Annotated in this window: 12 protein-coding genes and 1 riboswitch; of the genes, 10 read left to right on the top strand and 2 right to left on the bottom strand. The window is 65.7% G+C overall.

Features of this window, described 5'->3' with window-relative positions; all coding sequences use genetic code 11:
• Positions 1-7 precede the first annotated feature (7 nt).
• The 3 genes from purU to IFT58_RS17660 all read left to right on the top strand — a co-directional run bounded on the left by purU (position 8) and on the right by IFT58_RS17660 (position 2,466).
• Positions 8-859 carry a formyltetrahydrofolate deformylase gene (gene purU, locus IFT58_RS17670; RefSeq protein WP_192096351.1) on the top strand — a complete coding sequence of 284 codons (852 nt, stop codon included), beginning with the start codon at positions 8-10 and terminating at the stop codon, positions 857-859.
• Positions 860-1,002: 143 nt separating this feature from the next.
• A complete protein-coding gene (locus IFT58_RS17665; RefSeq protein WP_192082143.1) occupies positions 1,003-1,506 on the top strand; it encodes a hypothetical protein in 504 nt (167 codons plus the stop codon).
• Positions 1,507-1,572: 66 nt separating this feature from the next.
• Positions 1,573-2,466 carry a hypothetical protein gene (locus IFT58_RS17660; protein WP_192096350.1) on the top strand — a complete coding sequence of 298 codons (894 nt, stop codon included), beginning with the start codon at positions 1,573-1,575 and terminating at the stop codon, positions 2,464-2,466.
• Positions 2,467-2,624: 158 nt separating this feature from the next.
• Here IFT58_RS17660 and pncA read toward each other — a convergent pair whose 3' ends face one another.
• Positions 2,625-3,251: a bifunctional nicotinamidase/pyrazinamidase gene (gene pncA / locus IFT58_RS17655; protein ID WP_192082141.1), complete on the bottom strand. Its 627-nt coding sequence runs from the start codon at positions 3,249-3,251 to the stop codon at positions 2,625-2,627.
• Positions 3,252-3,476: 225 nt separating this feature from the next.
• The gene (gene metE, locus IFT58_RS17650; protein ID WP_192082140.1) at positions 3,477-5,780 is read right to left on the bottom strand and encodes a 5-methyltetrahydropteroyltriglutamate--homocysteine S-methyltransferase; all 2,304 of its coding nucleotides are present in this window, start codon (positions 5,778-5,780) and stop codon (positions 3,477-3,479) included.
• A gap of 218 nt (positions 5,781-5,998) precedes the next feature.
• A riboswitch (cobalamin riboswitch) is annotated at positions 5,999-6,230 on the bottom strand.
• A gap of 99 nt (positions 6,231-6,329) precedes the next feature.
• Between metE and IFT58_RS17645 the strand changes: the two genes are divergently transcribed.
• From IFT58_RS17645 to IFT58_RS17615, 7 genes are all read left to right on the top strand, one after another.
• Positions 6,330-7,103 (top strand): hypothetical protein, encoded by a 774-nt coding sequence (locus tag IFT58_RS17645; protein ID WP_192082150.1) that lies wholly within the window; start codon positions 6,330-6,332, stop codon positions 7,101-7,103.
• Positions 7,104-7,170: 67 nt separating this feature from the next.
• Complete coding sequence (locus IFT58_RS17640; RefSeq protein WP_188325744.1) at positions 7,171-7,740, top strand: sigma-70 family RNA polymerase sigma factor; 570 nt, start codon at positions 7,171-7,173, stop codon at positions 7,738-7,740.
• On the top strand, positions 7,737-8,510 hold the full coding sequence (locus tag IFT58_RS17635) for an anti-sigma factor (RefSeq protein ID WP_192082139.1): 774 nt from the start codon (positions 7,737-7,739) through the stop codon (positions 8,508-8,510). The genes IFT58_RS17640 and IFT58_RS17635 overlap by 4 nt, the downstream gene beginning before the upstream one ends.
• An 85-nt stretch (positions 8,511-8,595) precedes the next feature.
• Positions 8,596-9,558 carry an acyl-CoA desaturase gene (locus IFT58_RS17630; RefSeq protein ID WP_192096349.1) on the top strand — a complete coding sequence of 321 codons (963 nt, stop codon included), beginning with the start codon at positions 8,596-8,598 and terminating at the stop codon, positions 9,556-9,558.
• Position 9,559: 1 nt separating this feature from the next.
• On the top strand, positions 9,560-10,840 hold the full coding sequence (locus IFT58_RS17625) for an FAD-dependent oxidoreductase (protein WP_192082137.1): 1,281 nt from the start codon (positions 9,560-9,562) through the stop codon (positions 10,838-10,840).
• Complete coding sequence (locus tag IFT58_RS17620; RefSeq protein WP_192082136.1) at positions 10,837-11,604, top strand: DUF1365 domain-containing protein; 768 nt, start codon at positions 10,837-10,839, stop codon at positions 11,602-11,604. The genes IFT58_RS17625 and IFT58_RS17620 overlap by 4 nt, the downstream gene beginning before the upstream one ends.
• A complete protein-coding gene (locus IFT58_RS17615; RefSeq protein WP_192096348.1) occupies positions 11,601-12,854 on the top strand; it encodes a cyclopropane-fatty-acyl-phospholipid synthase family protein in 1,254 nt (417 codons plus the stop codon). Before IFT58_RS17620 ends, IFT58_RS17615 begins: the two co-directional genes overlap by 4 nt.

Here is a 12,854-nt window from a genome sequence, read left to right as displayed (position 1 = left end):
TGGCCGGATGCGACCCGACTCCATCCTTACCCTGTCCTGCCCTGACCGTACCGGCATTGTCTACCGCGTGTCCGGACTGCTGTACGAGCATGGCTGCAACATCCTCGACGCTCAGCAGTTCGGCGATGAGGAGAGTGGCCGATTCTTCCTGCGCGTGCATTTCGACCGCGATGCCGGCTTGCAGCTGGAGACGGTGCACACGGCGATGACGGCGTTGGGCGAAGGCTTCGGCATGGACTGGCAACTGCACGATGGCCGTCGCCGGGCGCGCCTGCTGGTGCTGGTCAGCAAGCAGGGTCATTGTCTCAATGATCTGTTGTTCCGTGCCCATAGCGGCCAGTTGAAGGTGGATATCGCGGCGGTGGCCTCCAACCACGCCGACTTCGCGCCGCTGGCGGCCTCGTATGGCATTCCGTTCCATCATCTGCCGGTCAACGCGGATACACGCGACGTGCAGGAACGGCAGCTGATCGACCTGGTCGAGCGCGAGCAGATTGATCTGGTGGTATTGGCGCGCTACATGCAGATCCTTTCGCCGACGCTGTGCCGCGCGTTTGCCGGGCGTGCGATCAACATCCATCACAGCTTCCTGCCCAGCTTCAAGGGTGCGCAGCCCTACCACCAGGCGCACGCGCGCGGGGTCAAGATCATCGGGGCCACCGCGCACTACGTGACCGAAGACCTCGATGAAGGCCCGATCATCGAACAGGATGTGGCGCGTGTTGACCATGCGATGACCCCACGCGACCTGGTGCGGCTGGGCAGCGATACCGAATCCCAGGTGCTGGCCCGCGCGGTACGCCGGCATGTAGAGCACCGCATCCTGCTCAACGGGCATCGGACCGTGGTGTTCCGCTGAGACGCGGCACATGTATTGATGAAACCCGCTCTCGTTGGTGCCTAGATAAGTTTCGCGTATACCTTGAGCAGCATCGCATTTTCACCTGAACTCGATGCGTAGGCTGAATCCGTGGGACTGATCCCATCAACGGAGAATCGCTCATGGCATCGCGCTCTCTACCTGCCTCATGTCTACTCATCGCCCTGCCGTTTTTCATGGCGCCGGCTTACTGCATGGATCTTCAGGAACTCCAGCGTGCCGTGCAGAGATCCGCACCTATTCATACCCAGGAGCAGCTCGACGCCGAGCTGATGCGGGGCTCTGCGCATTCACCTCTGAATGCACTCAGCCCCACGGCGCGGGATCGTTTCATTCGGTCGCTGCGCTTCAATGAGGCGGGCCTGACGACATTCAACATCGATCCCATTGTCGAGGAACTCAATGCCAGTGATGCCCGCACCTTACTGTCACTGTTCGGTGTCGAGCGCGTGCTTCCCCATCTGGCAGGGTTACGCGTCGAGTCTGATGCGGACGAGCGAGTGATGGAAGCGCTTGCACGTCCGATTCCAGGCAATCCGGTGCTGGAGGACCATCCCCGGTACCAATGTGTCGGACGGGCGAACTGCATGGATTCGCCAAGCTTCATCTGCATGTCGGGCTGCTGATGCCTGTTGTCCAGATTTACTTACATTGCGGGCTTCTGTGGGCACAGGTATCGATGAGGTAGTGCCATGCAGCTCAAGATGGGGATCGCCTACTTGATGCTTTCCGTTGCTTCTTACGTAGCCTATGGCAGAGAAGTGGGTAGCTCGCTGATTGCAGAGTTGGAGGCAATGGAGCAGCCCGGCGATGGGCAGGACGGATGGGATCGAATTGCTCTGATGAGAAGCCATTATGAAGCGGATGAGCGAGTCAGAAAGTCCGCTATTGGCTGCCGTACCCTTGCGAAGGAACATCGTCAGGTTGTTTTCAATGCCACTTCAAAAATGGATGCCTACGAACGCGACCCGGTCCTGTTGAGGAGGATGCGTTGTCTCTTGAGGCAGATGCAGAGAGATGGAAGTGCATCCCGGCGAAACCATCTACAGATGCACGCAGCGTTTGTTTCGAGAGGGCGCTTCAACGAGGCCAACAGGCTACGGATTGCAAAGGAAATGTCGGTTCCTCTGCTGCCCGGAATTCGTGGTGCCAAACGACACACGCGACAAGTTCTTTGGCTCGATGAAGAAGGTCATGCGGATCGGGTTACCTTGCCGATGTCGGGTTGGCGCATCATCGCACTCGTGCACCCATACTGTAGCTATTCGCGTAAGGCATTGGTCGATATAGCAGATTCTCGAGCTCTCGTTGGTATGCAGGGGTATGTTCAGCTTGTGGTTCCGAGTGGTGGCGTATTGCCACAGCACGAAATACGCAGCTGGAATCGAGCCCATCCAGACATGCCATTGCATTCTCTACAGTATTCCACGCTATGGGCACCGCTGAATCTGCTTCAGACGCCGGTTTTTCATCTTATGCACAACGGCGTCAGAGTCGACACGTCGGTAGGGTGGACGGGCACGGGGGAAGAACTGTTGCGGCTTTATCGGCAGATCCCGCGTTTGGTCGAGGGGGCGCGTCAGTAGTTCTCCGTGCGCTTTGCGATCGCTCGGCGAGCGCGCAGCGCGGTCTGCGTCAGGCATCATGAAGCCGTACGGAATTCGCCGAGCATGGCTCGGCGCTACAGTGTGTGGCGCGGTCTGCCTTGGGCATCGCGTTGCGCGTTCCCGCGCGTGACCTCGGGTCACAGCAGCGCGATACCCGCGGTCGCCAACGCCTGTCGGGTGGCATCGTCGTTGTCGGCACTGACCGGTCGGGTCAGGTCCCAGTGGAAGCCCACGGCGAAGCCGGCACTGACGGCGTCCTGTGCGGTCCACAGCACGCAGTAGTCACGCGCCAGCCCACACACATGCACCTCGCTGATGCCGCGCTCGCGCAGCCAGCCGGCCAGGCCGGTTGGCGGACGGGTGCCGTCCGGGCCGTGGTTCTCGCGGAACGCGCTGTACGAATCCACCTGCGGGTTGCTGCCCTTGCGCAGCACCATGTCGGCTGCATTCCAGTCGACGCCCGCATGCAGTGCGGCGCCTGCCGAGCCTTGGATGCAGTGATCCGGCCACAACGTCTGCGCATGTCCGTGCAGCGGGATCTGGGCGAACGGCTGCCCGTCAGGGTAGTGACTGGCGAAGGACGCGTGGTTGGCCGGGTGCCAGTCCTGGGTGGCCACCACGGTGCGATACCGCTTCTGCGCCAACAGCGCGGCAATGGGCGCCACCAGCGCATCACCCTCAAGACAAGCCAGGGCGCCACCGGGCATGAAGTCCGGTTGCAGGTCGACGACGATCAGGGCCACGTGGGCGGGCAGGGTGTTCATGGCATCAGGGTAACGGCAGGGCCGTCAGCGGGGTAGAGCCGACTTCAGTCGGCTGCCTCCCGCATCGCGCATCATGCTGATGGCAGCCGACTGAAGTCGGCTCTACCTTGGCCGCCCCCCAACGTACGCCCCACACATCCGACCCCCACGTCCGACCCACAAGTCGGGCCCGCAGGTCCCACCCACAGGTCGGGCCCACAGGTGGACCCAACCGTCCTCTCCCGGTCAGGCCACGCTGGCCTCCGCATGCTCGGCACGCAGTTCCGCCGCAGCGGCCACCAGCGCTTCCAGCGCGGCGCGGGTTTCCGGCCAGCCGCGGGTCTTCAGGCCGCAGTCCGGGTTCACCCACAACTGCTCCGGCTTCAGCACCGACAGGGCCTTGCGCAGCAGGTCCACCATCTCCGCCTTGTCCGGCACGCGCGGGGAATGGATGTCATACACGCCCGGGCCGATCTCGTTGGGATAGTTGAAGCGCACGAAGGCATCCAGCAGCTCCATCCGCGACCGCGAGGTCTCGATCGAGATCACATCCGCATCCATCGCCGCAACGGAGTGGATGATGTCGTTGAACTCCGAATAGCACATGTGCGTGTGGATCTGCGTAGCGTCGCGTACCCCGCTGGTGCTGATGCGGAACGATTCCACTGCCCAGTCCAGGTAGGCGCGCCACTGTGCGCGACGCAGCGGCAGTCCTTCGCGGATGGCCGGCTCGTCGACCTGGATCACGCCGATGCCGGCCGCCTCCAGGTCATTCACTTCATCGCGCAGCGCCAACGCGATCTGCCGGCAGGTGACATCGCGTTCCTGGTCATCGCGCACGAACGACCACTGCAGCACCGTCACCGGCCCGGTCAGCATGCCCTTCATCGGCTTGCGGGTGAGGGACTGCGCGTAGCGTGACCAGCGCACCGTCATCGGCTGCGGCCGGCTGACATCGCCGAAGATCACCGGCGGCTTCACGCAGCGCGAGCCGTAGCTCTGCACCCAGCCGTTGCCGGTGAAAGCGAACCCTTCGAGCTGCTCACCGAAGTACTCCACCATGTCGTTGCGCTCGAACTCGCCATGCACCAGCACGTCCAGTCCCAGTTCCTCCTGCACGCGCACACAGTCAGCGGTCTGTTGCTCGAGGAACGCCTCGTAGTCGGCCAGCGAAAGTCTGCCGGACTTGTGCCGGGCGCGGGCGTCGCGCACGTCCAGCGTCTGCGGGAACGAACCGATCGTGGTCGTCGGCAGCAGCGGAAGTTGCAGCGCGGCATGCTGGGCCAACCGTCGCTGCGGATAGGTCCCATGGCGCTGTGCGTCGGCCTTGCCCAAGCCGGCCAGACGCGCGGCCACGGTGGGGTTGTGCACGCGGGGCGAGCGACGGCGTGCATCCAGTGCATCGCGGTTGGCGGCCAGCCCGGCGTCCGCAGACGGCTGGCCATCAAGTGCGTCGGCCAGCACGCGCAGTTCCTGCAGCTTCTGCCGCGAGAACGCCAACCAACTGCGCAGGTCATCGTCCAGCTTCTTTTCCAGCGACAGATCCACCGGGGTGTGCAGCAGCGAGCACGACGGTGCCAGCCACAACAGATCAGGACCGCGATCGGTCTGTGCATAGCGCGCCAGGATCAGCGCATTGTCCAGTTGGGTACGCCAGATGTTGCGCCCGTTGACCAGGCCGGCAGACAGCACACGGCCGGCCGGCAAGGCGTTCAGCACGGCATCCAGCTGTTCGGGCGCGCGCACCAGGTCCACGTGCAGGCCCTCCACCGGCAGCGACGTGGCCAGGGCCAGGTTGTCGTCCAGCGCCCCGAAGTAGGTAGCCAGCAGGAGCTTGGGTCGCGCTGCCGCGTTCGCACCCAGCACCGCATACGCGCGCTCGAACGCCCCCTGTGCCGCCGCATCCAGGTCCTGCACCAGCAGCGGTTCGTCCAGCTGCACCCAATCGGCACCCGCTGCCTTCAGGTGCGCCAGCAGGTCCACATAGGCCGGCAGCAGTGCGTCCAGCAGGTCCAGCGCGGAAGACCCATCGGTCGTCTTGGCCAGTAGCAGGAAACTCACCGGCCCCAGTACGACCGGGCGGGTGTGGATGCCCAGTGCCTTGGCCTCGCGGAATTCGCTCAGCGGCTTGTCACCGCGCAGGGCGAAGGCCTGCCCGGCCTGCAGTTCCGGTACCAGGTAGTGGTAGTTGGTGTCGAACCACTTGGTCATCTCCAGCGCGTGCAGGTCGATTCCATCGCGCTGCAGGCCGCGGGCCATCGCGAAGTACGCGGCCAGCGGCTCACGCTCTGCAAGCGCGCGGTAGCGCGTGGGAATGGCGTCGAACAGGAAGGCGGTATCCAGCACCTGGTCGTACAGGCTGAAGTCATTGCTCGGCGGCACGTCGACACCTGCGTCGACCTGCAGTTGCCAGTGGCGTGCGCGCAGTGCGGCGGCGCTGGCCTGCAGGGTGGCGGTGTCATCCTCGCCACTCCAGTGGCGTTCGAGAGCCCGCTTCAATTCGCGCTTGGCGCCGATGCGGGGAAAACCCAGGTTGGTAACGGTAGTCATTGCAGCGTGTCCTCATTGCATGTCGGCATTGAGGAACGAAGGAACTGCGGGAGGTCGCGCGCCGTTGCCGGCCTACGCCCATCCTGCCAGCGACCTTCGCCCCCGCGGGCGAACCGGATGCCGTGGACAGGTGCACGTGCCGACGCATCCCGCAGGCGGCGGGACGGCATGGGCCCGGGCAACCTCCCCGCGGAGATTCCAGGTCAGATCGGGGGACGGTCGTGTCCCCCGGCCGGGGCCGGTATTCGGGCTGTTGGACACGGGCGTTGCCGCCCACCTAGTGTCCGCCGCTTCCCAGGCGTTGGCCCAGTGCTGTTGGCGGAGGTCGTTTCCATTCACCGCTGCGGGGCAGCTCCGGAATGCGTGCACAGGGCACGGTCACCGGATTCCCGTTTAAATCCATCCCTTCATCCGAATGAAGCGATGGATACCTTCGGCGACCACACGTTAGGCCGAAGCGGCCGCGCGGTCAAGCGCCGTTTCGGTCACCCTGCATCCAATGTGCCGCCTGCGCCGTATATGCCAATGAGCCCCCTGCGGACCCACGCCATGCGCGCCTCTTTCGCCCCGTTCCTGTTGCTGACCGCCTTCATGCCCCTTGCCGCGGGTGCGGCCCTGACCCGCGTGGAGGGCGTAGCGGTGTCGCCCAAAGAGGGTCGTCCGCTCTACCGCGAGACCCACTACCTGCAGGACGTGGACGGGCGGCAGGCGCGATTGGTGCTGTATCGCTGCACCGACGGGCGGGCCTTCGCGCGCAAATGGATGCCACCCGCCGCCGACGCGCAGGCGCCGGATTTCGAGTTCCTCGACGGGCGCGACGGACGCCGCGAGTCGGTGCAGCGCCAGGGGAGCAAGCGGGTAGTCAGCATCCGCTCCGCTACCGCCGCGGCCGAACAGGGCAAGGCGCTTGAGATGCCGGCCGGCGGGGTGATTGATGCCGGATTCGACGCCGCCGTGCGTGCACACTGGTCAACGCTGCTGAAGGGCGACACCGTGGCCTTGCCGTTCCTGCTCACCAGCCGGCAGCGCTGGGTGCCGGTAACGCTGCGCCGCGTCGCCGCCATCGACTGGCAGGGGCAACCGGCCGAAAAGCTGCAGATGCAGCTCGATGCCTGGTTCGGCTTTGCGGTGCCCGCCGTGAGCCTGGTCTATGCCCGTGAGGGTCGCCGCCTGCTGGAGTTCGAAGGCACCGGCAACGTGCGCGATGCCAACGGGGCGTGGCCGCAGGTCCGCGTACGCTTCAAGGATCCGCCGCAAGCCACCGACGACAACGTGCTTGCACAGGCGCGCGCGCAGCCCCTGGTGGCCTCATGCACGGGCTGACGGGCTTGCGATATGCGTCACGAGCAACGAGGATGCAGGTCTATCCCAGTGTGATGCGGAGCCTGCGATGCCCCAGCTGGACGCCCACGACGGTGCCGACGCGCGCCGCCTCGACGCCCTGCTCGAACAGGTGGCGGCGCAGGATCGGCCGGCCTTCGATGCGCTGTACCAGCAGTCTGCGGGCCGTCTGTTCGCTATCTGCCTGCGCCTGTTGCGCGACCGCGGTGAAGCCGAGGATGTGCTGCAGGAGGTCTTCGTGACCGTCTGGCACAAGGCCCCGCGCTTCGACCGCAGCAAGGCATCGGCGATGACCTGGCTGTCCATGCTGGCGCGCAACCGGGCCATCGACCGCCTGCGTGCAGCGCCCCCACGCGCGCTGGACGATGTGTCCATTGCCGAGGAACTGCCGGACGGTGATCTGCAACCGGCGCAGTTGGCCGAGCACAATGATGAAAGTGCACGGCTGACGGCCTGCCTGCAGGCGCTGGAACCGCGGCGGCGCAGTCTGATACGCGCTGCTTTCCTGGATGGCGCCAGCCACGATGAACTGGCGCGCCGTCTTGCCACACCCCTGGGCACGGTGAAGAGCTGGATCCGCCGTGGCCTGTCCCAGTTGCGGGTATGCCTGGAACCATGAACATCCGAGACCTCCAACAGGAAGACGAACAGCCACCCAGCGCCGATCAGTTGGCCGGTGAGTACGTGCTGGGCGTGCTGGACGCCGGGCAGCGTGCCGACGCCGAGCAGCGGATCAGCGCCGATGCGGGCTTCGCGCGACTGGTGAGTCAGTGGGAAGAGCGGCTGGCGCCCTTGCTCGAGGAAGTCGGCAGCGCGCCGGTGCCTGCGCATGTCTGGCTGCGCGTCCGGCGCGAACTGGGCTGGGCGGCCTTCGATGCGGCGCCCGCTCCCCGTCCGTGGAAACGCACCGGCTTCTGGCAGGGCGCGACGGCCCTGGCGGCGGCGTTGGCGTTGGTCGCGGTGTTCACCCGCCCGGCACCCGAGCAGCCGTTGCCGACTCCGGTCGCCACGACGCCGACGCCGGTACCGGCCAGCGAGCCGGAGCAGGCCACCCGCCCGGTTACCCCGCTGCTGCATGACGATGGGCGGGCCGGCTGGCTGGCTTCCGTGGATGCCGCACTGGGCAAGGTGCTGATGGTGCCGGTGCCCAGTGCAGCCGACGCGCAGGGCCGTGCACCAGAGCTGTGGGTGATCCCGGCCGGCGGCGCGCCGATATCTCTGGGCCTGGTGTCCAATGACCGCGCCCACACGGTGGACGTGCCGACCGAACTGCGCGCTGCGCTGGTCAACGGCTCGGTGCTGGCCATCACCCTGGAGCCCACCGCAGGCGCACCGCATGCCGCGCCGACCGGGCCGGTGGTCGCCAAGGGAGATATCGCCAACCTGTAGGGGTCCGGAATTTATTTTCCGGACACTGCATCCACACGGCCGTTGTCATCGTATCTCCTGTCAGTAGCTCCAGGAGGGATGCACGATGTCGGCCACACCTGCTTCACCCCCGCGCCGCCCGCGGCGCTGGTCCACCCTGCTGCGCTGGTTCGATACCGATGCGCGGTCGCCTGCGGCTGCAGAACCGGCCGACCCGGACGGTCATCGCATCGACTGGCTGCGGGCGATTCCGTTCGTGGGCCTGCATCTGGCCTGCGTCGCCGTGATCTGGGTAGGGGTGTCCTGGGTAGCCGTGGCCGTGGCCCTCCTGCTTTACGCGGTGCGCATGTTCGCCATCACTGCGTTCTACCATCGTTACTTCTCCCACCGCACCTTCCATACCTCGCGTGTCGTGCAGTTCCTGTTCGCCCTGATCGGGGCGTCCAGCGTGCAGCGTGGCCCGTTGTGGTGGGCCGCGCACCATCGCAACCACCACCGCCACGCCGACCAGCCGCTGGATCCGCATTCGCCGCGCGAGCAGGGCTTCTGGTGGAGCCACATGGGCTGGTTCCTGACCCGTGAGGGCTTCCGTACCGACTGGTCGCGCATCCCCGACCTGGCCAAATACCCGGAACTGCGCTGGCTGGACCGGTTCGACACCCTCGTACCGGTCGCCTTGGCCGCTGCGCTGTTTGGCCTGGGCGCGCTGTTGCAGCACGTTGCGCCGTCGCTGGGCACCACGGGGCCGCAGATGCTGGTGTGGGGCTTCTTCGTGTCCACCGTGGTGCTGTTCCATGCCACGGTGACGATCAACTCACTCGCCCATCGCTTCGGCAAGCAGCGCTACGACACCGGCGATGACAGCCGCAACAACCTGTGGTTGGCCCTGCTGACCTTTGGCGAGGGCTGGCACAACAACCATCACTTCTTCCCCGGCACGGCCCGCCAAGGCTTCCGCTGGTACGAAGTGGACATCACCTGGTACGGGCTCCGGCTGATGCAGGCGCTGCGCCTGGTGAACGGCCTGAAGCCGGTTCCCGCCTGGGTGCTGGCCAAGGCGAGGAGCTGACATGCGCATCGCCGTGATCGGGTCGGGCATCGCAGGCTTGGCGAGCGCCTGGTGGCTGGACCGCCAGCATGAGGTCACCCTCTTCGAAGCAAACGACTATCTGGGTGGCCATACCCACACGCACGCGGTGCAGGTGGATGGCCGCACCGTGGCGGTCGATACCGGCTTCATCGTCTTCAATCCCCAGCACTATCCGCTGCTGACCGGCCTGTTCGATGAACTGCAGGTGGCCTCGCAGCCGACCACCATGAGCTTTTCCGCACACAGCGAACGCAGCGGTGTCGAGTACAACGCGACCTCGTTGAACACGTTGTTCTGCCAGCGCCGCAACCTGGTGTCGCCGCGTTTCTGGGGGATGCTCGGCGACCTGCGCCGCTTCTATCGCGAGGCACCGGCATTGCTCGAAGGCGATGAAGCCGGTCCGACGCTGGGCCAGTACCTGCACGATCATCACTATGGCGAGGCCTTCATAGAGGAACACCTGCTGCCGATGGCCTCGGCGCTGTGGTCATCGCCGGCCAGCACGGTGCGCGATTTCCCGGCGCGCTATCTGGTGCAGTTCATGGCCAATCACCAGATGCTGCAGATCAGCGCGCGCCCGGAATGGCGCGTGGTGCAGGGCGGATCGGCACGGTATGTGGATGCGCTGCGCCGCCGCTGGCAGGTGCGCGAGCGGCTGGAGTGCCCCGTGCTGGCGGTGGAACGGCTGGCCGATGGTGTACTGATCCACAGTGCGGCTGGTGCCGAAGGCTTCGACCACGTCGTGATGGCCTGCCACAGCGACCAGGCACTGGCGCTGCTGCAGGACCCTGACGCGGTGGAACGCGGTGTGTTGGGCGCCATCCGCTACCAGCAAAACGAAGTGGTGTTGCATACCGATGCCAGCCTGCTGCCGCGCAACCGGAAGGCGTGGGCCGCCTGGAACGCCCACGTGCCGCGCGACCCGGCGCAGGCCTGCACGGTGAGCTACTGCATGAACCTGCTGCAGGGGCTGGATACGCCGACACCCTTGGTGGTGACCCTCAATCGCAGTGAGGCCATCGATCCGTCGAAGGTGCTGCGCCGCCTGCGGTACGCGCATCCGGTGCACGATCACGCCATGGTGCGCGCGCAGCGCCGGTGGCATGAGGTGCAGGGCCGCCGCCACACCTGGTTTGCCGGCGCCTACTGGGGGTGGGGTTTCCACGAGGATGGCATCCGCAGCGCACGCCGCGTGGTGGACGCCCTGCATGCCGTCAGTGCCGAAACGCACTGGCCGCAGCGCGAGGCAAGCACGGTATGAGCAGCAGCGCGATCTACCGCGGACACGTCGTGCACCGTCGGCACCTGCCGCATGCGCATGCGTTCCGCTACCCGATCGCGCAGCTTCTGCTGGATCTGGATGAAGTGGACACCGTATTCGACCGACGCTGGTTGTGGTCGGTGGGTCGCCGCAACCTGGCCGAGTTCCGTCGCAGTGACTACCTGGGCGACCCGGATCAGCCACTGGCCGAGGCGGTGCGTGACCGCGCTGAAGCGGTGCTGGGCCATCGTCCGGTCGGCCCGGTACGCCTGCTTGCCCACCTGCGGCATGCCGGCCATGTGTTCAATCCCGTGAGTTTCTATTACTGCCATGCCGCCGATGGCGAGACCCTGGACTGCATCGTCGCCGAAATCACCAATACGCCCTGGAAAGAGCGCCACGCCTATGTGCTGCCGGTAGCCGATGCGGAGACGCGTGGCCGTGCGCTGCGCTGGCGCTTCGACAAGCAGTTCCATGTCTCGCCCTTCATGCAGATGGACTGTCGCTACGACTGGCGCTTCACCGTACCCGGCGACGACCTGCGCGTGCACATGCAGGTCTGGCGCGAAGGGCAGCGGCAGTTCGATGCAACGCAATCGATGCAGCGGCGTGCGCTGGACGGCCCCGGTTTGGCGAGCGTGCTGGCCCGACATCCGCTGATGACCCTGCAGGTGGTGGGCGCGATCCACTGGCAGGCAGTGCGGCTCTGGCTCAAACGCAATCCCGTACATGACCACCCTTCGCTTGCAGGCAAAAACCAATGAATGACATGAGCCACCGCATCGCCCTGCCCCAGCCCGGTCGCCTGGACGCATTCCTGCGCCGGCAGCTGCTGGCCAAGCTGGCACCGCTGCAGGGCGGCTGCCTGCAGGTGCGTGACGCGCTGGGCGAAGTGCAGCTCGGCGTGGCGGGCAGCGGGCCCACCGTGACCGTGACCGTCGACGATCCTGCGTTCTACCGCGCCGTGGCGACGCAGGGCAGCGTCGGCGCCGGCGACAGTTACATCCGCGGCCAGTGGCGCTGCAACGACCTGGTCGCGCTGGTGCAGTTGTTGGTTCGCAACCGCGACCTGCTCGACGGGGTGGAGCGCGGTCCGGCGCGGATGGGGGGTTGGATGCTGAAAGCCTGGGCGTACCTGCGCCGCAATACGCGCGAGGGCAGCCGACGCAACATCGCGGCGCATTACGACCTGGGTAACCCGTTCTTTTCGTTGTTCCTGTCCGACGACCTGATGTACTCCTCGGCGCTGTATGAAGACGGCGATACCCTGGAGCAGGCCTCGCAACGCAAGCTGGCCCGCATCTGCGAGCAGCTGCAGTTGAAGCCGACCGACCGCGTGGTGGAGATCGGCACCGGCTGGGGTGGCTTCGCGCTGTATGCCGCACGCCATATCGGCTGCCATGTCACCACCACCACCATATCGGTGGAACAGCACGCACTGGCCAGCCAGAGGATCGAAGCGGCCGGGCTCAGTGATCGCGTGACGCTGCTGCTGAAGGACTACCGCGACCTGGAGGGGAAGTACGACAAGCTGGTGTCCATCGAGATGATCGAGGCGATCGGCGCGCAGTACCTGCCGACCTACTTCGCTACGCTGACCCGCCTGCTGAAACCAGAGGGCCTGGCCCTGCTGCAGGCGATCACCATCGAAGACGAGCGCTACCAGCAGGCACGACGCAGCGTGGACTACATCAAGCGCTTCGTGTTTCCCGGCAGCTTCATCCCGTCCATCAACGCCATCCTGGCGGCGAAGACGCACAGCAGCGACCTGCAGCTGATCGGCCAGCACGACTTCGGCTATTCCTATGCACTGACGTTGCGCACATGGCGCACGCGCTTCATGGCGCAGTTGCCGGCAGTGCGTGCGCAGGGGTTCGACGAGAACTTCATCCGCATGTGGGAGTTCTACCTGGCGTATTGCGAAGGCGGTTTCCTGGAGCGGTCGATCGGCGTGTCGCATCTTCTGATGGCACGCCCGGGCTACCGTCCCGTTGCGCTGGGCGGAACGCACTGA

This window comes from Stenotrophomonas sp. CFBP 13718, from assembly GCF_014842145.1.
Classification (GTDB): domain Bacteria; phylum Pseudomonadota; class Gammaproteobacteria; order Xanthomonadales; family Xanthomonadaceae; genus Stenotrophomonas.
The sequence above is the reverse complement of the archived record's forward strand: the minus strand, read 5'-3'. Positions and strand labels throughout refer to the sequence as shown.